Annotated in this window: 21 protein-coding genes and 1 riboswitch; of the genes, 8 read left to right on the forward strand and 13 right to left on the reverse strand. The window is 62.5% G+C overall.

Going from position 1 to position 19,608, the window contains the following annotated elements:
- The first annotated feature begins 155 nt into the window (after positions 1-155).
- Together AF337_RS35560 and AF337_RS35565 are read left to right on the forward strand one after the other, a co-directional pair.
- On the forward strand, positions 156-1,526 hold the full coding sequence (locus tag AF337_RS35560) for an amidase (protein ID WP_049735758.1): 1,371 nt from the start codon (positions 156-158) through the stop codon (positions 1,524-1,526).
- A 65-nt stretch (positions 1,527-1,591) separates the two neighbouring features.
- Positions 1,592-2,452: a sugar phosphate isomerase/epimerase family protein gene (locus AF337_RS35565; protein ID WP_049735759.1), complete on the forward strand. Its 861-nt coding sequence runs from the start codon at positions 1,592-1,594 to the stop codon at positions 2,450-2,452.
- Positions 2,453-2,470: 18 nt separating this feature from the next.
- Here the strand turns inward: AF337_RS35565 and betC are convergent, their stop codons facing one another.
- Positions 2,471-3,985 carry a choline-sulfatase gene (betC, locus tag AF337_RS35570; RefSeq protein ID WP_049735760.1) on the reverse strand — a complete coding sequence of 505 codons (1,515 nt, stop codon included), beginning with the start codon at positions 3,983-3,985 and terminating at the stop codon, positions 2,471-2,473.
- A gap of 94 nt (positions 3,986-4,079) precedes the next feature.
- On the opposite strand from betC, the gene AF337_RS35575 reads away from it, so the two are divergent.
- From AF337_RS35575 to AF337_RS35585, 3 genes are all read left to right on the forward strand, one after another.
- Entirely contained in the window at positions 4,080-4,985 is a 906-nt protein-coding gene (locus AF337_RS35575) for a choline sulfate utilization transcriptional regulator (protein WP_049735761.1), read from the forward strand.
- Between the two features lie 89 nt (positions 4,986-5,074).
- Positions 5,075-5,275, forward strand: a complete 201-nt coding sequence (locus tag AF337_RS35580; RefSeq protein ID WP_049735762.1) for a hypothetical protein — start codon at positions 5,075-5,077, stop codon at positions 5,273-5,275.
- A gap of 36 nt (positions 5,276-5,311) precedes the next feature.
- Positions 5,312-6,106: an HpcH/HpaI aldolase family protein gene (locus AF337_RS35585; RefSeq protein WP_049735763.1), complete on the forward strand. Its 795-nt coding sequence runs from the start codon at positions 5,312-5,314 to the stop codon at positions 6,104-6,106.
- Positions 6,107-6,143: 37 nt separating this feature from the next.
- On the opposite strand, the gene AF337_RS35590 is transcribed toward AF337_RS35585, so the two are convergent.
- Positions 6,144-6,824 carry a spermidine synthase gene (locus tag AF337_RS35590; RefSeq protein WP_049735764.1) on the reverse strand — a complete coding sequence of 227 codons (681 nt, stop codon included), beginning with the start codon at positions 6,822-6,824 and terminating at the stop codon, positions 6,144-6,146.
- Between the two features lie 238 nt (positions 6,825-7,062).
- Here AF337_RS35590 and AF337_RS35595 point away from each other — a divergent pair, with 238 nt between their 5' ends.
- Entirely contained in the window at positions 7,063-7,500 is a 438-nt protein-coding gene (locus AF337_RS35595) for a VOC family protein (RefSeq protein ID WP_049735765.1), read from the forward strand.
- A 19-nt stretch (positions 7,501-7,519) separates the two neighbouring features.
- Here the strand turns inward: AF337_RS35595 and AF337_RS35600 are convergent, their stop codons facing one another.
- From AF337_RS35600 to thiM, 10 genes are all read right to left on the reverse strand, one after another.
- Positions 7,520-8,419 (reverse strand): ABC transporter ATP-binding protein, encoded by a 900-nt coding sequence (locus AF337_RS35600; protein WP_049735766.1) that lies wholly within the window; start codon positions 8,417-8,419, stop codon positions 7,520-7,522.
- On the reverse strand, positions 8,416-9,219 hold the full coding sequence (locus AF337_RS35605; RefSeq protein WP_049735767.1) for an ABC transporter ATP-binding protein: 804 nt from the start codon (positions 9,217-9,219) through the stop codon (positions 8,416-8,418). Before AF337_RS35605 ends, AF337_RS35600 begins: the two co-directional genes overlap by 4 nt.
- A complete protein-coding gene (locus AF337_RS35610; protein ID WP_049735768.1) occupies positions 9,216-10,094 on the reverse strand; it encodes an ABC transporter permease in 879 nt (292 codons plus the stop codon). Before AF337_RS35610 ends, AF337_RS35605 begins: the two co-directional genes overlap by 4 nt.
- A 1-nt stretch (position 10,095) precedes the next feature.
- The gene (locus tag AF337_RS35615; protein WP_049735769.1) at positions 10,096-11,073 is read right to left on the reverse strand and encodes an ABC transporter permease; all 978 of its coding nucleotides are present in this window, start codon (positions 11,071-11,073) and stop codon (positions 10,096-10,098) included.
- Positions 11,074-11,128: 55 nt separating this feature from the next.
- The gene (locus AF337_RS35620; protein WP_049735770.1) at positions 11,129-12,775 is read right to left on the reverse strand and encodes an ABC transporter substrate-binding protein; all 1,647 of its coding nucleotides are present in this window, start codon (positions 12,773-12,775) and stop codon (positions 11,129-11,131) included.
- Positions 12,776-12,818: 43 nt separating this feature from the next.
- Positions 12,819-13,841, reverse strand: coding sequence for a glycoside hydrolase family 3 N-terminal domain-containing protein (locus AF337_RS35625; protein ID WP_049735771.1), 1,023 nt, complete (start codon positions 13,839-13,841; stop codon positions 12,819-12,821).
- 24 nt (positions 13,842-13,865) lie between these two features.
- Positions 13,866-14,345 carry a GNAT family N-acetyltransferase gene (locus tag AF337_RS35630; protein ID WP_049735772.1) on the reverse strand — a complete coding sequence of 160 codons (480 nt, stop codon included), beginning with the start codon at positions 14,343-14,345 and terminating at the stop codon, positions 13,866-13,868.
- Positions 14,346-14,562: 217 nt separating this feature from the next.
- A complete protein-coding gene (thiD, locus tag AF337_RS35635) occupies positions 14,563-15,384 on the reverse strand; it encodes a bifunctional hydroxymethylpyrimidine kinase/phosphomethylpyrimidine kinase (RefSeq protein WP_049735773.1) in 822 nt (273 codons plus the stop codon).
- Positions 15,381-16,016, reverse strand: coding sequence for a thiamine phosphate synthase (thiE, locus tag AF337_RS35640; RefSeq protein WP_049735774.1), 636 nt, complete (start codon positions 16,014-16,016; stop codon positions 15,381-15,383). The genes thiD and thiE overlap by 4 nt, the downstream gene beginning before the upstream one ends.
- Positions 16,013-16,816, reverse strand: coding sequence for a hydroxyethylthiazole kinase (gene thiM, locus AF337_RS35645; protein ID WP_049735775.1), 804 nt, complete (start codon positions 16,814-16,816; stop codon positions 16,013-16,015). The genes thiE and thiM overlap by 4 nt, the downstream gene beginning before the upstream one ends.
- A gap of 48 nt (positions 16,817-16,864) precedes the next feature.
- Positions 16,865-16,961: riboswitch (TPP riboswitch) on the reverse strand.
- A 224-nt stretch (positions 16,962-17,185) separates the two neighbouring features.
- Here thiM and AF337_RS35650 point away from each other — a divergent pair.
- Together AF337_RS35650 and AF337_RS35655 are read left to right on the forward strand one after the other, a co-directional pair.
- The gene (locus AF337_RS35650; protein WP_049735776.1) at positions 17,186-17,692 is read left to right on the forward strand and encodes a hypothetical protein; all 507 of its coding nucleotides are present in this window, start codon (positions 17,186-17,188) and stop codon (positions 17,690-17,692) included.
- Between the two features lie 20 nt (positions 17,693-17,712).
- On the forward strand, positions 17,713-18,102 hold the full coding sequence (locus AF337_RS35655) for a hypothetical protein (RefSeq protein WP_049735777.1): 390 nt from the start codon (positions 17,713-17,715) through the stop codon (positions 18,100-18,102).
- Between the two features lie 693 nt (positions 18,103-18,795).
- Here AF337_RS35655 and AF337_RS35660 read toward each other — a convergent pair.
- Positions 18,796-19,380: a DUF1349 domain-containing protein gene (locus tag AF337_RS35660; RefSeq protein ID WP_049735778.1), complete on the reverse strand. Its 585-nt coding sequence runs from the start codon at positions 19,378-19,380 to the stop codon at positions 18,796-18,798.
- Positions 19,381-19,608: the final 228 nt, after the last annotated feature.

A 19,608-nucleotide genomic window follows, 5' to 3' on the forward strand; every position in this document is an offset into this window, starting at 1 on the left:
TGCAGCATGTGTGTCTTTAATCGCGGCAATTGAAGGGGCAATCTGCAAACGCAGTGTTCAAAAAATCGTCCTAATAAATGCAAAATATCGTGATGCTCTGGCTCGCCGGAATGATCCGGGGTAGTCCAGAGGATCATCTTTCTGTGGATCGTCCTATGAGCAAATCCTTCGGCGCAATGTCGGTCGCCCAGCTTTCCGTCCTCATTCAAGGTGGCGCGGCCGATCCGGTCGACGTGGCCGAGGCGGTCTTCGGAACCATCGCTGATTATGCCGACAAGGCGGTTTTCACGACGCTGCTGGAAAGCCGCGCGATGGAGGAGGCACGCGCCTCCTCGATGCGTTTGCGGGAGGGCCGATCGCTCGGATTGCTGGACGGCATTCCGATCGCCTGGAAGGACCTTTTCGATATCGAAGGTCTGGCGACGACGGCGGGATCCGCCGTGCTGGCCGGTGATGCGCCGGCCAAGCGCGATGCGGCCGTTGTCGGTCTCCTCAGGCAGGCGGGCATGGTCGCTATCGGCCGCACCAATATGAGCGAGTTCGCCTTTTCCGGCCTCGGCATCAATCCGCATTACGGCACGCCGGTCAATCCGCGCGGCGCCGATCTGTCGCGCATTCCGGGCGGTTCGTCCTCCGGTGCCGGTGTCGCCGTTGCCGCCGGGCTGGTGCCGGTCGCCATGGGCACGGATACTGGCGGCTCGGTGCGCATTCCCGCCGCCTTCAACGGCATTGTCGGCTACAAGGCGACCCGCGGCCGTCATGCGATGGAGGGCGTCTATCCGCTGGCCAAGAGCCTGGATTCGCTGGGACCGCTCTGCCGCAGCGTCCGGGATGCGGTGTGGATCGATGCGGCGATGCGCGGCCGCACCGCGCCTGATGTCGTCGAGCGTCCGCTTCAGGGGCTGGAATTGCTCGTGCCTGACAATATCGTCTTCGAAGGAGCCGAGCCTGAAGTGATCGCTGCGTTCGAGGCTGCTTTGGAACGTCTTCAAAGGGCTGGCGTCCATATTGCCCGTGCCGTCATTCCCGCCTTCGACGAGATTTTCGATCTGATGACGAGATACGGCCCGCTGGTCACCGCGGAAGCTTTCGCATTGCATCAGGAGCGGCTCGCGGGACCGGATGCGGACAGGATGGATCACCGCGTCGTCATGCGCACCCGCTTGGGAAGCAGGACGAGTCTGGCCGATTACCTGGCGATCCTTGCGGCGCGCAGCCGCCTGATCGCCGATGTCGAGCGCCTTGTCGGCGACCGGCTCATCGCTTTTCCGACCGTCGCCCATGTCGCTCCGCCGATCGGGCCGCTGGAGCAGGACGACGAACTGTTCTTCGCGACAAATAACAAGACGCTGCGCAATACCGCGCTCGGCAATTTTCTCGACTGGTGTGGCGTCTCCATCCCCTGCGGCACGGGTGCCTCCGGCATGCCAGTCGGGCTGCTGCTCTCCGCCACGGCCCATCGCGACGAAGCGCTGCTGGGGGTCGCACTCGCTGCCGAGCCGGTCATTCGCGGCGATTTCGCCTGATTGGCAATTGAACCGCCGGGCTTTTATTGCGATTGATGGCAGGAGGAAATCCTGGAGGAAAGCACGTGCAGATCTTGCAAAACGGACGCTTCGCGGTTTCGACATGGTCGCTGCATCGGCTGCTCGGCGCCGTTTATGCCTATAGCCCCGATCCTGACAAAAGTGCTGCGCCCAAGGAACCCTATGGCCCGGGGGCCGCGGCACTGATCGACATGCCGGCGGCGCTGGCGGCGCGCGGCGTCAACCGGCTGGAGATCTGTTCCTTTCATCTGCCGAGCCTCGATTCCGGCTATTTAAGCGAATTGCGCGATGCGATGACGGCGTCAAACGTGCTGTTCCAGACGCTGCTCATCGAGGACGGCGATCCGAGCCATCCCGAGACGGCCGAGCGCGATGTCAAATGGATGGCGCCGTGGATCGATATCGCCGCTTCCCTTGGGGCGCAGAGGATGCGCGTCATCGCCGGCAAGCAGAAGCCGATCGAGGAAAACCTGAGCCGTGCAGCCCGTCAGCTGAACTGGCTGGCTGAAAAGGCCGAAGGCAGCGGCGTGCGCGTCGTCGTCGAAAACTGGTTCGACCTGCTGCCGTCGCCCGTCGAGATGAACTGGCTGCTGGATCGGCTGGACGGCAAGGTCGGCCTCAACGGCGACCTCGGCAATTGGGCGGCACCGGCGAAATACGAGGGCCTTGCCGACATCATGCGCCGGGCGGAAATCTGCCATGCCAAGGCCGATTACGGCGTCGCCGGCCTCGATGCCGACGATTACCGCAAATGCCTGGAGATGTGCGAGCGGGCCGGTTACGCCGGTCCCTTCACATTGATCTACGACTCGCCCTTTTTCCCCGACGAATGGGACGGCATCCTGCTGCAAAAGGCCTTCATCGAGGATTTCCCGCGCGAGGCGCCGGCGCGCCGGACGGCTTAAACCGCGAGCCTCTGCCGCTCATTCCTGGCGCGGGAATCTCTGGCTTTCCTCCAGCACGTTCAGATCCATGTGGTTGCGCATGTAGCGCTCCGAGGCCTTCTGCAGCGGCTGATGGTCCCAGGGATAATAGGCGCCGTTGCGCAGCGCCGCATAGACCACCCAGCGGCGCGCTTGGCTTTCACGCACGGCGGCGTCGAAATCGGCAAGGTTCCAGCGCCGGCGGGCCTGTTCGACAAGTCGTGCCAGGGTGTCGGCATGGGCCGGCTTTTCCGCCAGATTGTCGAGTTCCTGTGGATCGGCTTCGAGGTCGAACAGCATCGGCGGATCCTTTTCGCAGAGCGAGAGTTTGTAGCGCCCGTCCCTGAGGCAGACGAGCGGCGCTTCGGAACCTTCGGCGGCATATTCCATCGGCACCGGGCCGCGGCTGCCCGTGCCTGCGGCAAGTGCTGAAAGATCCTCACCCTCGGTCCATGGTTTCAACGAGGCTATGTCGATCCCGGCAAGGGCAGCCAGCGTCGGCGTCACGTCGAGCGTGGAGACCGGCTGATCGATACGCCCGGGCCTCCAGCCGGGGGCCGCGATCATCAGTGGAACACGCGCCGATCCTTCGAAGAAGTTCATCTTGAACCAGAGGCCGCGGTCGCCGAGCATGTCGCCATGATCGGAAACGAACAGGATGATCGTGTTCTCGGCCATGCGGGTCCGTTCCAGCACGCCGAGAATCTCGCCGATCTTATCGTCGACATAGGAGATATTGGCGAAGTAGCCCCGCCTTGCCCGCCGGATTTCTTCCGGGCTGATGTCGAAAGCATCATGCTCACAGGCTTTCATCAGCCGCTGCGAATGCGGATCCTGCTTCTCGAAGGCGATCGGCGCCACCGCCGGGTCGAGGGCCGGGCAATCCTCATAAAGGTCCCAGAATTTGCGGCGCGCGACATAGGGGTCGTGCGGATGGGTGAAGCTGACGGTCAGGCACCAGGGGCGCCCGTCCTGGCCGCGCGACAGATCGAACAGCTTGCGGCTGGCGTGGTAGGCGACCTCGTCGTCATATTCCATCTGATTGGTGATCTCGGCAACGCCGGCGCCGGTCACTGAACCCAAATTGTGATACCACCAGTCGATGCGCTCGCCGGGTTTGGTATAGTCGGGCGTCCAGCCGAAATCGGCGGGGTAGATATCCGTCGTCAGCCGCTCCTCGAAGCCATGAAGCTGGTCGGGGCCGACGAAATGCATCTTGCCGGATAATGCCGTCTGATATCCGGCGGCGCGCAGATGATGCGCATAGGTCGGAATGTCGGAGGCAAATTCGGCGGCATTGTCGTAGACGCGCGTCCGGCTCGGCAATTGCCCGGACATGAAGGACGCCCGCGCCGGCGCGCAAAGCGGACTTGCCGTATAGGTGTTGGCGAAACGCACGGAACGCTCCGCCAATGATTTCAGATGCGGCGCGTGAAGGAAATCGATGGGACCATCGGGAAAGAGGGTCCCGTTCAACTGATCCACCATCAGGATGAGAATATTCGGGCGCGCCATGTCGATCCTCTGTGCTATTTGAAGATTTTATTGAAGCGCCTATCATCGCGCCTGTAAAGATGACTTGTTTCGATGGATGCCCAAAGGAATTTTTATGCCAGACCATCCGCTTGAACTTGGCTGGATGCGCGTCTTCGTCGAGGTCGCCAGACTTGGGAGCTTTTCCTCGGCCGCAGCACTGCTCGGGCTTACCCAGCCGGCCGTCAGCTATCAGATCCGTCGGCTGGAGGAACAGTTCGGCGTCAGCCTGCTGCGCCGCCAGCATCGCGGCGTGACACTGACTGCTGAAGGCGAGCGGCTTCTCGACGTCACCGCCAAGGCGGTCGGCGATATCGATGCGCTCGCGCGCAGCTTCCGTGCCGAAGTCCAGAGACCGGTCGTCCGGCTGAGAACCGACTATGCCTTTTCATCGCTCTGGCTGATCCCGCGCATGGACGGCTTCCGGCTTCTTCATCCGGAAACGGACATCCAGATCGTCGCGACGCAGCGATTTTCAGCCGGTTTTCGTGACGAAGCGGATGTCGCGGTCGTTTTCGGCACGCGGGCGGAATTCGGCGCCATCGGCACGCTTCTGCTCCGGGAAAAGGTCGTGCCGGTCTGCACGCAGGGATTTCTCGACCGAAACGGCCCGTTCGACGATCCGGGGCAGCTTGCCAGGGCGGTGCTGATCCATCTCGACACGCCGATGCCATCGCCCTGGTTCGACTGGCGCAGCTATTTCTCTGAATTCGCCGTCCTGCGCGACATCAATGCCGGCCGCGGCGATATCAGCTTCAATACCTACTCGCTGGTTATTCAGGCGGCGCTGAGCGGGCAAGGCGTGGCGATCGGCTGGATGGGGCTCGTCGATACGCTGCTCTCCGCGGGCATGCTTGTGGAAGCCGGCCCGCCGCTCGATGTGCAGGACCGTGGTTACTGGCTGGTGCCGCCGCGATCTCCAAGCGCGCACAGCGAGAGGCTCAGTGCCTGGTTATTGGATGAGGTGAAGCGGAGCAGTTAGCAACGGCCGCATTTCTCTCCGGGGAAGCCTTGTCATCGGCGATGCCGCCGGACATTGTGAGATCGAATCCTTAGCGAAGTGGCGGACGCATGCGAACGATCGGATATATCATCGGACTGCTTATGATCCTTCTCGGGCTGATCTGGATCGGGCAGGGAAGCGGCTATTTTCCCTATCCGGCCTCCAGCTTCATGATCGCGCAAACGATCTGGATGCTGTGGGGTGCTCTTCTGGCCGCAGCCGGCATTGCCGTCATGATCATCGTCTCACGACTGCGCCGGAGAGTGTGAGCCGCCGCTGGGCGCTGACGAATTGAGGAGAAGGGCATGGATGCAACTGACATCGACGGCTTTGCGAACCGGATCAGGGGCAGCCGGGGCGGCATGATCTCCGCCTGGGTCGGCATTCCCGATGCCATGCTCGTCAACCATCTGGCGCAGGAGGCCTTCGATGCCGTCGTGCTGGATATGCAGCACGGCATGTGGGACATGCCGTCGGCGGCTAATGGCATCGCGCAGGTGCGTCTGGCCGGCAAGCCGGCCCTGGCGCGCATCCCGGTCGGCGATTTCGCCTCCGCCTCACGGCTGCTCGACGCCGGTGCCTCCGGCATCATCGCGCCGATGATCAATTCGCCCGACGATGCGAGAGCCCTGGTCCGGACGACGAAATATCCGCCCGTCGGCGAGCGCAGCTGGGGGCCGTCGCTGGCGCTGAACCATACAGGCCTGTCGGCCGACGATTATTTGAAGAGCGCCAATGCGCTCACCGTCGCCATCGCCATGATCGAGACCCGTGCTGCGCTCGACGCGATCGACGGCATTCTCGGCGTGACCGGCATCGACGGCATTTTCATCGGCCCTTCCGATCTTTCGATCGCGCTGTCGAACGGCGATCAGGTGGCGCCGAACGCGGCCGAAATCGACAGCGCCATGCAGCATGCCGTCGCCCGCTGCCGTGCCCACGGCAAATTCGCCTGCGCCTTTGCCGCCGACGGCGAGCGGGCCGGCGAACTTTTGAAATTCGGCTTCGACCTGGTCATTGCCGGCGCCGAGACCACGCAGCTGCGGTCCGGCGCCCGCCGCGCCATCAATGCCGCCCGCAGGATCGTGTCGGCCAGCTGACCCAGGCGATATCACCTCATTCGTTGAGGAGCTTTGATCAGCGGGCCGGTTTCACCGCCAGCCAAATGACATGGCGGGCGCCGCCGCGCTTGCCATTGGCGCGGGTGTTGACGGCATCGACGGAAAAGCCGCTGTCTCTGAGGCGTCGGGTGAAATCGGGGTCCGGACCGGATGACCAGACGGCGAGAACGCCGCCGGGGCGAAGCGCGTCGCGGGCGGCACGCAGGCCGGCGAAATCATAGAGCCGATCGTTGGATTTGCGGGTCAGCCCGTCCGGGCCGTTGTCGACATCGAGCAGGATCGCGTCATAGGCGCCCTTGCCGGCGCGGATCGCCTCGCCGACATCGCCCTGATGGATGCCGACGCGGGGATCGTCGAGGCAGCCCTTGAAGACTTCGGCCATCGGGCCGCGCGCCCAGGTCACGACGGCCGGCACCAGTTCGGCGACGGTGACGCCGGCATCTTCGGGAAGGATGGCGAGAGCGGCGCGCAGGGTAAAGCCCATGCCGAGCCCGCCGATCAGCACCCTCGGTTTTGGATGCGCCTTGATCCGTTCCCAGGAAAGCGTCGCCAGCGCCTCCTCCGAGCCGCTGAGGCGGCTGTTCATCAGTTCGTTGGCGCCGAGCATGATCGAGAACTCGCTGCCGCGCTGCTTCAGCCTGAGTTCGCCGCCTTCGCCGGGAATGGTCGCGCAATCGAGCTGGATCCAGGGCAGCATGACGGTTTCGCCTCACGTGAAAGAACCGTCCCCTAGCATAGGGCGATGAGCGGGGCCAGTAAGCAGGCGGAGACCGTTTGAAAACGGGCGGTGGTTTGAGGCCGTCCATGCTTCAAGCTTCTGATGCGAACAGCAGCGAATTTAGGCTGGAGGCTGTCGGTGTCGGGGCACCTCAAGCGTCCTTTGTCAGACGAGGCGACACCTCGTGGATTGCAACGACACTTTGGAGATTGGAAACATGGCGCTCAAGCAGATGGACAATGTCGGAATCGTCGTCGAAGACCTCACAGCGGCGATTGATTTCTTTGGCGAACTCGGCCTCGCGCTCGAAGGACGGGCCATGATCGAAGGCGAATGGGCCGGGCGCATCACGGGGCTGGGCGATCAGCGTGTCGAGATTGCCATGATGCGCACACCTGATGGCCACAGCCGGCTCGAACTCTCCCGCTTCCTCATGCCTGCTGTCGTCGCAGATCACCGCAACGCTCCGGTCAACGCGCTCGGTTATCTCCGCGTCATGTTCACCGTCGATGACATCGACGACACGCTTGAAAGGCTTCGTGCGCGTGGCGCGCAGCTCGTCGGCGACGTCGTCCAGTACGGCGATACATATCGGCTCTGCTACATAAGAGGGCCCGAAGGGATTCTCCTCGGACTCGCCCAGGAACTCAGCTGAGGCGCAATCAAACGGACTGTCAGATCATCCGCATGAAATGATCCGGCTCCACTTCGACGATCTCGTCCTGCGGCGCGGCTGAACGACTGCGGATATTCTCCACCTCCTCAGGCCTGAGCCGGGCTTTCGGGTCTTCGAAGCGGACATCGGGGTCGGGCACGGCCGAGAGCAGCAGCCTGGTATAGGGATGCTGCGGATTGTCGATCACCCCCGCGGTGCTGCCCCATTCGACGATCTGGCCGGCATACATCACGGCGATATCTTCCGCGACATAACGGGCCGTGGCGATGTCATGGGTGATATAGAGCAGGCCGAGATTCATCTGCTGCTTCATCTCGTTCAAGAGGTTCAGCACGCCGAGGCGCACCGAGACGTCGAGCATCGAGGTCGGTTCGTCCGCCACGATCACCTCTGGCCGGACGGCAAGGGCGCGGGCGATGTTGACGCGCTGGCGCTGGCCGCCGGAGAGTTCGTGCGGATATCTCGGCGCGACGAGATCGGGATCGAGCCTGACGCGCTGCAGCAGTTCGCGGACCGTCGCATCGATCTCGGCCCCCTTGATATCGGGGCGATGCAGCTTCAGCGGCCGCCTCAGATGGTGGGCGATGGTGTGGGCAGGGTTCAGCGAGGCGAAGGGATCCTGGAAGATCATCTGTACCGAGCGGCGGTAGCGGGCGATTTCGGCGGAATTCGCCGCCTCGACCGGCCGGCCCTTGTAGAGGATGCGGCCCGATGTCGGCAGATATTCGCGCATCGCCATGCGGGCGCAGGTGGTCTTGCCGCTGCCGGATTCGCCGACCAGCGCCAGCGCCCGGCCGGCATGCAGTGAAAAGGAGATGGCGCGTGCCGCGTGAACGACCGCCGAACCATAGCCGAAACTCTTGGTGACGGCGTCGAGTGCGAGGATGGCGTCGCTCATAGCAGCACTCCTCCATGCAGCGAGGGGAAGGAGGCCCAGAGCTTTTTCGTGTAATCGTGCGCCGGAGTCTTGTAGATCGCCTCGGCTGAATTCTGCTCCACCAGCCTGCCTGACAGCATGATGCCGATGCGGTCGCAGAACTGCACCATCAGCCCGAGGTCATGGGTGATGAAGAGCACGGAGAAGCCGAAGCGGCGGCGCAGCTCGTTGATGCGCTGCAGGATCTCGCGCTGGACGACGACGTCGAGCGCCGTCGTCGGCTCGTCCATGACGACGAGCTTCGGATCGAGCGCCATGCAGATGGCGATGACGATGCGCTGGCGCATGCCGCCGGAAAACTGGTGCGGATAGTCGCGCATGCGATCCGGGGCGATATCGACGAGCCTGAGCATTTCGGCGGTGCGCTCGCGGGCTGCAGCGCGGCTCATGCCTTTATGGGTGTGCAGCATGTCGGAGAATTGCGTTTCGATGCGCAGCACCGGGTTCAGCGAATTCATGGCGCTCTGAAAGACCATGGCGACCTCGCGCCAACGGAAGGCGGCAAGCGCCTGCCGGTCGAGATCGAGCACGTCACGGCCGTCGAGCAGGATGCGGCTCTGCTTGCGGATCAGCGCCGGCGGCTTGTGCAGGCGGCTGATGGCGAAGGCGATGGTGCTTTTGCCGCAGCCGGATTCGCCGGCAAGGCCGAAGACCTCGCCGGGCGCGACGTCGAAATTGACATCGTCGACGGCGCGGAAATCCTTCTCCTCGCCGATATAGTCGATGGTGAGGTTCCTCACCGACAGCAGCGGCTGCGTCACAGGCGGCCCTCCCCGGAACGGACGAGCAGTGACCAGCGCTTCAGGTGATTGCCGGTGCGCAGCCGCGGATTGGCGATCTCGTCGACGGCGAAATTCAGAAGCGACATGCCGATGCCGAGAAAGGCGAGGGCAAAGCAGGGGGTGAGGATATCCCACCAGGCGCCGACCGAAAGCGCCGAGGCCTTCTGCGCATTGTAGAGCATGGTGCCCCAGGAGATCGCGCGGGGGTCACCGAGGCCGAGAAACTCAAGCGTCGCCTCGGTAATGATCGCGAAGATGACGCTGCCGATGAAATTGATCCCGACGATCGAGATGACGTTGGGGAAGATCTCGAATGTCATGATGCGCCATTGCGGCTCGCCCATCATCTCGGCGGATTTGACGAAATCCTTATGCTTGACGGAAAGCGTTTCGGCACGGGTGACGCGTGCGCCCCAGGCCCAGGAGGTGGCCCCCAGGATGAGGGCAATGACGACGGGACTTGCCTGGCCGATGAAGGCGGCCAGCACCAGCAGCAGCGGCAGGTTCGGAACGACCAGCACCATGTTGGTGAAGAAGCTGATGACCTCGTCGGTCTTGCCGCCGCGATAGCCGGAAATGATGCCGAGCGCGGTGCCGACGAGGGTGATCAGCAGGCCGGCGCCGAAGCCGACGGCAAGCGAGGTGCGGGCGCCATAGATCAGCCGGGCGAAGACATCCTGGCCGATACGGGTGGTGCCGAGAATATGGTCGAGCGACGGCGGCTGGTGCGGCCGCCCGCTGCGGGCGGCGGGATCGTATTGCGTCAGCAGCGGTGCTGCGATCGCGACGATGATGATGACGGCGATGATGACGAGGCCGGTGAGCGCCTTGCGGTTTCGAAGCAGGGTCTTCATCTCACGCTCCCTTCAGCCGCGGATCGAGCAGGATATAGCTGACGTCGACGATGAAATTGGCGATCAGCATGGTCGCGGTCATGATGAGCAGTTGGCCCTGGATGACGGGGTAATCGCGGGCGAGGATCGCCTGGTAGAGAATGTTGCCGAGGCCGGGATAGTTATAGACGACCTCCGTCACCAGCGAGCCGCCGAGGATGGTGCCGATGGCGATGGCAAGGCTGGAGACCGTCGGCAGCAGGGCGTTGCGCGCCGCGTACCACAGCATCACATGCCGGTCGGACAGGCCTTTGGCGCGGGCCATGACGATATAATCCTCGCCGAGCAGGTTGATCATGTTGTTGCGCATGGTGACGGTGAAGCCGCCGATCAGCACCGTGCAGAGCGTCACCATCGGCAGGATGCCGTGATAGGCGACGCTGCCGATATAGCGCAGGCTGAAGGCCGGATCGAGCGAGGGATCGGCGGCATAGCCGTTCGGGAACCAGCCGAGCGTGAAGCCGAAGATGAAGAGCACGATCAGCGAGGTGACGACTGATGGCACCGAGGTGGCGAAAATCGCACCGACGGAAACGACGACATCGAACCTGCTGCCGCGGCGCCAGGCGGCGAGGATGCCGAGCAAGGTGCCGAGCGCGAAGCTGACGACCGTCGCCGTTCCCATCAGGGCGACGGTCCAGACCAGGGCATGACCGAGCACCGAGGTGACCGGCAGCGGGAAATATTTGATCGAGCGGCCGAGATCGCCGGTGAAGATGCTGCCGAGATAGGTGAGATATTGCTGCCAGAGCGGACCGTCGACGAAGCCGAAGGTGAGCTTCAGCGCCTGCAGGCTTTCCGGCGGCAATTCGGTGCCGGCGCTGGAGAACATGATCTGCACGGGATCACCCGGCATCAGCCGCGGCAGGAAGAAATTGATCGTCGCTGCCGCGATGAAGGCTGCCATGTAGAAGACGAGGCGGCGAAGCAGGAAGGCCATGGGAACTCCGTCGTGACGGGAGCGGCGTTTGCACCGCTCCCGAGGACTACGATGCTTACTTGACGGGTTCGAGAGCCAAGAGGTTCAGCAGGCGTGCCGGATTGGTCCGCGAGATCGACGGATTGACGAAGGGGTTTTCCTTGGTCGACCAGCCGGTGAAGCGCTTGGTGTTGTACTGATACCAGTTCGGATTGTTGAACACCGGGATCATGGGCATGTTTTCGGCGACGATGCGCTGCGCCTTGTTCATCGCGTCCTTCTGCTTGGCGAGATCGGCGGTCTGGGTGAACTCGGTGACGAGCTTCTCGACATCGGGGTTGAACCAGCGCTGCGCGGTGAAGCGGGTCTTGCCTTTGTCCGAGGCGCTGAAGGCGCGCTTATAGGGATAATAGGGTGAGGCCGAGGCCGGCAGGCTGTTGATCGCCGCATCGAAGCTGCCGTTGATCAGGTTACCGGTCCAGACCGCTTCTTCAGGCGTTTCGATCTTGGCGTCGATACCGACCGCCTGCATGCCTTCGACGGCGATGTTGACGGTGTCGACCCAGTCCGTCCAGGAATTCGGCACGATGATCGAGAAGGCAATCTTGCTGCCGTCGGGATTGTCGCGGAAGCCGTCGCCGTCCTTGTCCTTGTAGCCCGCCTCGTCGAGCAGCGCCTTGGCGGCGTCGGCGTCATAGGTCGCGAACTTGCCGAAGTCTGATTTGATGGATGGGTCCGACCAGCTCTTGTAAAGCTCGCCCATCAGGCCGGGATCTTCGTTCAGCGTCGGATAGCCGTAGCCGGCGACGTCGATCATCGTCTTGCGGTCGAGCGCCATCGAGACGGCGCGGCGGAATTTTACGTCGTTGAAGGCTTTCTTGTTGTTCTCGTTCGCCGTTTCCAGGTTGAACAGGAAGGCGACCATGCTGCTCGGCGAATACCAGTAGTGGAAATGCGCCGGATCCTTGGAGACATAAACATTGTCGATATCGGGAATGAAGGAGACGCCCCAGTCGAGCGTGCCGTCGGCTGTCGCCGTCAGCATCTGGTTGTTGTCGGCAAGCTGCGGGAAGCGAATGCAATCGACCTTCAGATGCGCGTTGTCCCAGTAGTTCGGGTTGCGGCACTGGTCGTAGGTCTGGCCGGTGAAGCGCGGCACTTCCGTCAGCGGGCCGCTGCCGACCGGGCTCTCGTTGGCGAAGGTGACGGGATCGGTGACATCCTTCCAGACATGCTCGGGAACGATCGGCAGCTGCGAGATCTGCTCGGCGGCAAGCGAGCTCGGATTGGCGAGCGTGAAGCGCACCGTCTGGCCGTCGACGGCCTGGACGTCGGTAACGAAGGTCCAGATGCTGACGAAATCGAGCGCCGGGAATTTCTTCAGATAGTCATAGGTGAACTTGACGTCGGCTGCGGTCAGCGGCTTACCATCGGACCATTTCAGGTTCGGACGCAGCTTGAAATCGATGCTCTTCAGATCGTCGGAGAGCTTGAAGCTTTCGGCCAGCCGATAGACCGGTTTGTTGCTGTCGAAGCGATTGAAGATGACAAGCGGCTCGTAGATGAAATCGAGTGTCGATTGGCGCGACGAGGTCTGGTTGAACGGGTTGAAGTTGCGAACCCAGGTCGTTGCCGGTTCGATATTCGCCGTCAGGACCGTCTGCGCCATGGCGGAACCCGAAAGCAGTGTCAGGGCAGCGGCGGTAAGAAGATATTTTTTCATGTTTTATTCCCCTTCTTTTATGCGGTGAGAGATGGCGCGGCGGTCAGGAGACCAGCGCGCTGGCAAACATGTCTTCGACCTCAGCATGGGCGGCGCGGACGTCGATCTTGAGATTGCTGAGGCGGGCCTTGCCGGCGGCGATCCGCTTCAAGGCGGCGTCGGTCAGCGGCCGGGCGGCCTTGGCGGCAGCTTCGCTTTCCCTGACGTCGCCATGGCTATGGAGGGCGATGTCGAAGCCCGCGTCGAGCACTTGGGCGACACGTTCCGGCAGCGTGCCGGAGAGCGACTCCATGAAGATGCAGTCGGAAATCAGCACGCCGTCATAACCAAGCTCCGTGCGGATGACGTCGTGCATGACCGGCGATACAGAGGCCGGCAGCTCCGCGTCATAGGCCGAGTAGACGACATGGGCGACCATCGCCCAGGGCGTATCCTTCAGCGCGACGAAGGGCTTGAAATCGGTCGCTGCGAGGGTCTCGCGCGAGGCGTCGACGACCGGGCGCTCCTTGTGAGAGTCGAGCGTCGCGCGACCATGGCCGGGAATGTGCTTGATCACGGGCATGTTGCCGGTCTCGAGCAGGCCATCGACCACTTCGCGGCCGAGGGCGGCGATGACATCGGGATCGGGACCGAAGGAGCGGGCGCCGATGACCGCGCTCGTCGTCTCGAAGACGAGATCGAGAACGGGCGAGCAGCCGCTCGAAAGCCCGAGCTCCGTCATCATCGCGCCCATCGCCTGGGAGGAAAGGCGCAGTGCTTTTTTGCCGAGATCGAAATCGCGGCGCGCCAGTTCGGCAAACTGGCCGAAGCTGCGGAAGAGCGGCCAGGGCCCGGCATCGAGATGCTGCACGCGGCCGCCTTCCTGGTCGGTGAAGACAGGCGCATCGTCGCGGCCGACAGCTTGCCGAAAGCGCTCGATCAGCCGCCTGGTCTGCTCCGGCTCGCGCTGATTGCGCCGGCCGACGAAGAGGCCGAGCGGATTGGTCTCGCGGAACAGGGCGAATTCATCGTCCGAAAGGACGGGATTGGGAAGGCCGACGAAAAGGGCGAGCGGGGTCGAGGACAATTCTGGTGCTCCGGGATCAGATGGTCATGTCGGCATGCTTCTCAGCATGCCTTCGTAGATGCCCTTGTCGGGGGCGGGGATGGTGATTGCGCCTGCGGTCTTGGCGTAGAAATCGACCGGGCCGGCATCGCCGATAAAGGCATAGGCATGGCCAAGCGTCTTCATGGTCTGAAGGCAGGCGGAAAACAGGGCGAGCCCGATACCCTTGCCGCGGGCTTCAGGATCGACTCCGGTCGGGCCGAAGAAGCCGCGTGCCGTCGTGTCGTAGCAGGCAAAGCCGAGAAGCTTGCTGCCGTCGACGGCGATCAGGCAGGCGACGGGCTGGCGGGAGAAGGCGACCGAGACCTCGCTCGCCCAGTTCTCGCTGAACCCTTCGCGAACCCAGTTGACGACGAGATGCAGTTCCGGGGGGAGGGCCGGGCGGATGGAGACGCCGACATGATCGGCTTTCCGTTGCAGGTCGGCGAGCTCTGTCGAGTATAGACTCACAAGCAGGTCTGGCACCCTGTTACTCCTCCTAATATTCCGTTATTGCGGAATATATCCCCTTTTAATGATATAGATTTGGCCATGCGACCGGGCTTGTCAACAGGGATTCTGAAATGAGCCGCAGAGCCGGCCCTCGCGAGGGCCGGGTTTCAATGCGGGGTGGGTCCAAAATGCAAAACGGCCCGGGGAGCCCGAGCCGTTTTGAATGAAGGCGTGCGGCGACGTGAGGCACTTATCCCGCCGCTTTCCAAAGCGCATGAAAATGCTGCACCGGGCCGTGTCCGGAGCCGACGCTGAGGCTGCCTGAAGCCGCAACCGCGCCGGCGAGGTAATCCTTGGCGATGGCGACGGCCTCTTCAGCCGAGGCACCCTTGGCAAGCTCGGCTGCCAGCGCGCTCGACAGCGTGCAGCCGGTGCCGTGGGTGTTCTTGGTCGGCACGCGCCGGGCTTCGAACCAGTGCAGACCATCGGCCGCGGCAAGCACGTCGGGGCTTTCCTCGCTGTCGAGATGACCGCCTTTGACCAGCACGGCGGCCGGGCCGAGCGCGCGCAGTTGCTCGGCCTGCGCCGCCATCTCGGCGCGGTTTGTCGCCACCGGCTGATGCAGCAGGGCGGCGGCCTCAGGCAGGTTCGGGGTCAGCAGCGTCGCGAGCGGCAGCAGCCGGCGGGTCAGCACGTCGACGGCTTCGGGTGCCAGCAAGGCGGCGCCGCCCTTGGCGATCATCACGGGATCGATGACGATGGGGATGCCGCGTCCCTCGGCCAGAGCTGCGGCGAGCGCTCCAGCAACGGCTTCGGCGATGCCGGCATTGGCGATCATGCCGATCTTGACGGCATCGACACGCACATCGGCAAAGACGGCGTTGATCTGATCGGCAACGAATGCAGCCGGCACCAGATGCACGCCGGTGACCCCTTGCGTGTTCTGCGCCGTCAGCGCGGTCAGCACCGCCATGCCGTAGACGCCGCGGGCGGAGAAGGCCTTGAGATCGGCCTGGATGCCGGCGCCGCCCGAGGGATCGGAGCCGGCGATGGAGAGGACGTTGCGGATCATGGGCGGGCCTTTCGAATTTCAGCGGCGATGCGGCGCGTCGCCGCTTCCGGGTCGGGCGTGCCTGAGATGGCGGAGACGACGGCAAGCCCGCTCGCGCCTGCGGCAAAGACTTCGGCCACATGCTCCGCCTTGAGCCCGCCGATCGCAACCGAGGGCACCGGCGAAGCCGCCACCAGCTTGGCAAGACCGTCAAAGCCGATCGGCTGCTTGTGGTTGGCCTTGGTCGGTGTCGCAAACACCGGCCCGACGCCGGTATAGTCGACGACATCGGGATCGACGGCAGCGGCAAGCGCCGCGGTTTCGACCGACAGGCCGAGGATCATGTCGGAGCCGATCGTCGCCCGCGCTGTCACCGCATCCATATCCTCCTGGCCGATATGCAACCCGTCGGCGCCGATGGCGATCGCCGCCTCGACATCGTCGTTGACGATGAGGAGCGCGCCGGTGCCATCAAGCGCCTGTTTCAAGGCGCGTCCGGTCTCGATCATCCCGGCCGTGCCGGCATGTTTGTCGCGCAGTTGCACCATCGTCGCGCCGCCGGCAACGGCAAGCCGCGCGGTCTCGACCATGCCGATCCCGGCGCAGAGATCGGGATCGAGGACGAGATAGAGCGAAAGGTCGAAAGTCTTCATGCCGCCGATACCCGTGCCCTGGCATCGAGCGTTTCGGCGTCGAGCGCGTTCAACGCGTCGAGGAAGCGCCAGGCAAAGGAGCCGGGACCGGCCGCACCCAGCGCTGCCTCCTCGCCGGCGATGGCGAAGGTTGCAAGGGCGGCGACCGTCGCCCCGAACATATCCTCGGGCACCGTGGCGGCAAAGGCGCCGACGAGGCAGGTGAGCGAGCAGCCGAGCGCGGTAACCTGCGGCATCAAGGTCGATCCGCCTGTGATGCGCACAGCCCGCTGGCCGTCGGTGACGAAATCGACGGCACCGGTGACGGCGACGATCGCCTGTTGGCGCTCGGCCAGCCATCGCGCCGAACCTTCGGCCCGCTCGACCGGATCGCGGCCGTCGACGCCCTGGCCGCTGCTCTCGCCGCCGGCGAGCGCGATGATTTCGGAGGCGTTGCCGCGGATGATCGTGGGCTTGAGCGCCAGCAGACCGGCGACCGCATCGCGGCGGAACGCCGTGGCATAATGGGCGACCGGATCGAGCACCCAGGGTTTGCCGGCCGAGGTCGCCGCCTTTGCCGCCGCCTGCATGCCGTCGATCCATTGCGTCGACAGCGTGCCGATATTGACGGTCAGCGCGTTGGCGATGCCGGCGAATTCGCCGGCTTCCTCAGCCGCATGCACCATGGCCGGCGAGGCGCCGGCGGCCAGGAGAACATTGGCGGCGATGTTCATGGCGACGTAATTGGTGATGCACTGAACGAGCGGCGGCTTCTCGCGCATCGCCTTCAGCATGGCTCCTGGTGTGGTCCTGGTCTGCATGTGGCCCCTTTCAGGCGGGGGCGGGCACGGGGTAATTCGTGCGGCGAACCGCGACCCCGAGCGACTCCCTCCGCCGGCATTATCCGGTTCAGGTTCGAAGGGTGCTTCTCAGCCCGTCTGTCGACGAACGCCCCTGTCTCTCATCGCGCTCTTTTTCGCAGAGAACGGGGCGGATGTCATCCCGAAAATGACAGTCCGCGGTTGAGGGCGGATGAGTCGTCGACGATGTACGCATGATCAGCCGGCGATCTCACCAGCCGAAGAGCACCAATGATTGGGTTCGAACCAAGGGGGCGCGCCGATTCCGTCCCGGCTTGCCTGGCCTTTGCCGCGCGGTCGTCTCGATGCAAGCGTTGATATCTGACGGCCTTGCTGCTATTGCGGGTGATCACTCCAGATGCGGCACGCGATGTCCGCTTTTTTCAGATGTCTATCGACTATAGCTTTGTAGATGGGCCGCGAGGCGGGCTCACTTTCGATTTCATCCCTTGCGACCACGACTTCTGCGGCAAGTATGACTGTGATCGGTCTAACCCGGCTGTATTCAACATACGAGAAGAAGCTTTTTTATTCATCGAGGGCTTCGTAGCTCGTTCCTTCCCTGATTGGACGAGAAACTATCGTCATTGGGGCACCACGTGGATAGGGAGAGATATCTGGCTCAATATTCTCTCTCGATTTGACGAACTCAGGCGTGACGTGAGGGGGAATGCCCCCCTGCGTGCGATCGTCGACAAATACGTCCTGTACGCCGGATTAATGCCGCGCAAATATAAGTTCCATCGGAAAGCACTGCTGACATTCCTTGACCGGTTCGAGGACCGCGTACGGACCGTGATCCAACACTATCCCTATTTGCTGATCGGCGGCATTTGACGCGTAGCAGCGATCCCACCATGGCAGACCTAGACCGCACTACCTTTGAGGGCATTGTCGATCTCGTTTTGGAGGTGCCCTATCCGAACAATCACGTTCGGATGATCGTTAATGATACTCTTCCATGGACGGCCGATCAGGCTCTCGCCTTCCACGGATGGTCGGACGAGAAGATCATAACCTTTCACATCGATATCCTAGGGAAAAAGATAGACGACTGCATAGGCGTCGCGGCAAGCGAGGCGTTCCGGCTCAGGCATCCGGGCACGGCCAAGGACAACATCCGGCTCGTTCTCAGGCTTCGGCATTTGCCTGTTCCTGGTGCGGAGGCCTTTCTAACGCTGATCGAAAAGCGAGTGAAGAGCGAAGAAATGCAATTCCTGTACGGTTATGGTGGTGACGGCATGTAGCGCTTGACGCGAGTAGGCATTCGGCAGTCAGGGTGAATGAAGTGCGCAAATGCAATAATCGGCGTCGGCTATGGATGTGATCATAAGATTTAAGGTCAAGGCGTGAGCGGCACACCGGTTACGCTTTTCGAACGAGCTTTACCGATCGACCGTCGGGAAATGGTGCTCGGAAGAGCGGAGGCAAAATTCATCCGCACCGAGGCTGACCGAGGACTTTGACAAGATGCGGCGGGATGCAAAGGTTTTTGAGCAAAATATTAGTTTCTTTCACGAGGAGTGCTCTGCTGGGAGCGTTTGGATAAGGGACGACGGCTCTGAGAGGTGGACTTGGCCCGGAGCGCACGAGGCGAAGGGTATGTCTGCTGAGAGATTGCGAGAGTTCGAACGGATCAGTTGACTGGATCTCGGTCATCCTGGATGCGCGGCACGATGACTTTTAAATTAAGCAAAACGGAGAGGTGGTTCATGGGCGATGACTACGTTCTATTGGATGCCAACGAAAGAGACGTTTTTTGCGTTTATCTGCCTAATCACCCAGGCAGAGAAATCCCCGGCGTGGTTTGCAATTCTATCAGGCTGAGAGATCTGTTTGTTGATCTCGGCCGGGCGGATTTGCTTCAGTTGTTCGGTGATGCAGACATGATCCTCGATTGGCGGAGAGGATGGCAAATTGATCGGCGTAGAAATCCTGACTTAGCTCAAATCATGCAGACCCGTCGTAATCGCCGGCCCAATCGAAAACGCCGAAAACCGCACCATCAAACCGCTGCGCTCCGGCGTGCAGGCCGTCGGACCGACTTCGTATCGGTCGGCGATTGGGAGGGGTGCTAGCCGCAGCAGCGGCCAGCGGCTGCCATCGCGGGAGGCCTGGATGCGCATCGCTCCGTTTAAGACCGTGACGCGGATGTAGAAATCCTCGAGTTCCTTGAAGGGTTGCGACACCGACCAGTCGGATTTGCCGTCGGTGACGACGGTGCTGAGGAAGGCTTCGCCGTCGGTGAATTCGACGCCGGTTTTGACCCAGCGTTTTTCGTCGAGGCGGACCATCAGGCCGGCCTGGTCGTAGAGGGTGCGGAATTCGCCCTGGATGCGGATCTGGGCGGTGAAGCTCTCGGGCGTGGGAAAGGCGAGGAAATGGCCGCTGTCGCGGGTGAAGCCGTAATGGGTCTCTCGCCAGAAGTCGGTTTTTTCATCGGTCGTCAGGGTGAGAGCGGTGTCGTCCACGCGCCAGCTGGCCGGTTCGTGCAGCCATTTTCCGTCGTTGAAGTCGATGTTCATTCCATCCTCGCCTTATTGATGCTCTGCCGCTGCCGATTCTTCAGTCGGCATAATGCGCAGCCTTCGCGCAGGTGACCAGCCGAGCCGGTGATGCGGTGCTGTTTTCGCCGTCCTGATCCTCGTCCCACGATATAATCCGCGGCTTCCGCTTGACACGATCACTTCATCTCTTATTCTGTTACAAAAAGATGAATTACATAATTGTGGAACTTAACCGGGAGCCCTCAT

It is taken from the genome of Rhizobium ecuadorense (genome assembly GCF_001187535.1).
Taxonomy (GTDB): domain Bacteria; phylum Pseudomonadota; class Alphaproteobacteria; order Rhizobiales; family Rhizobiaceae; genus Rhizobium; species Rhizobium ecuadorense.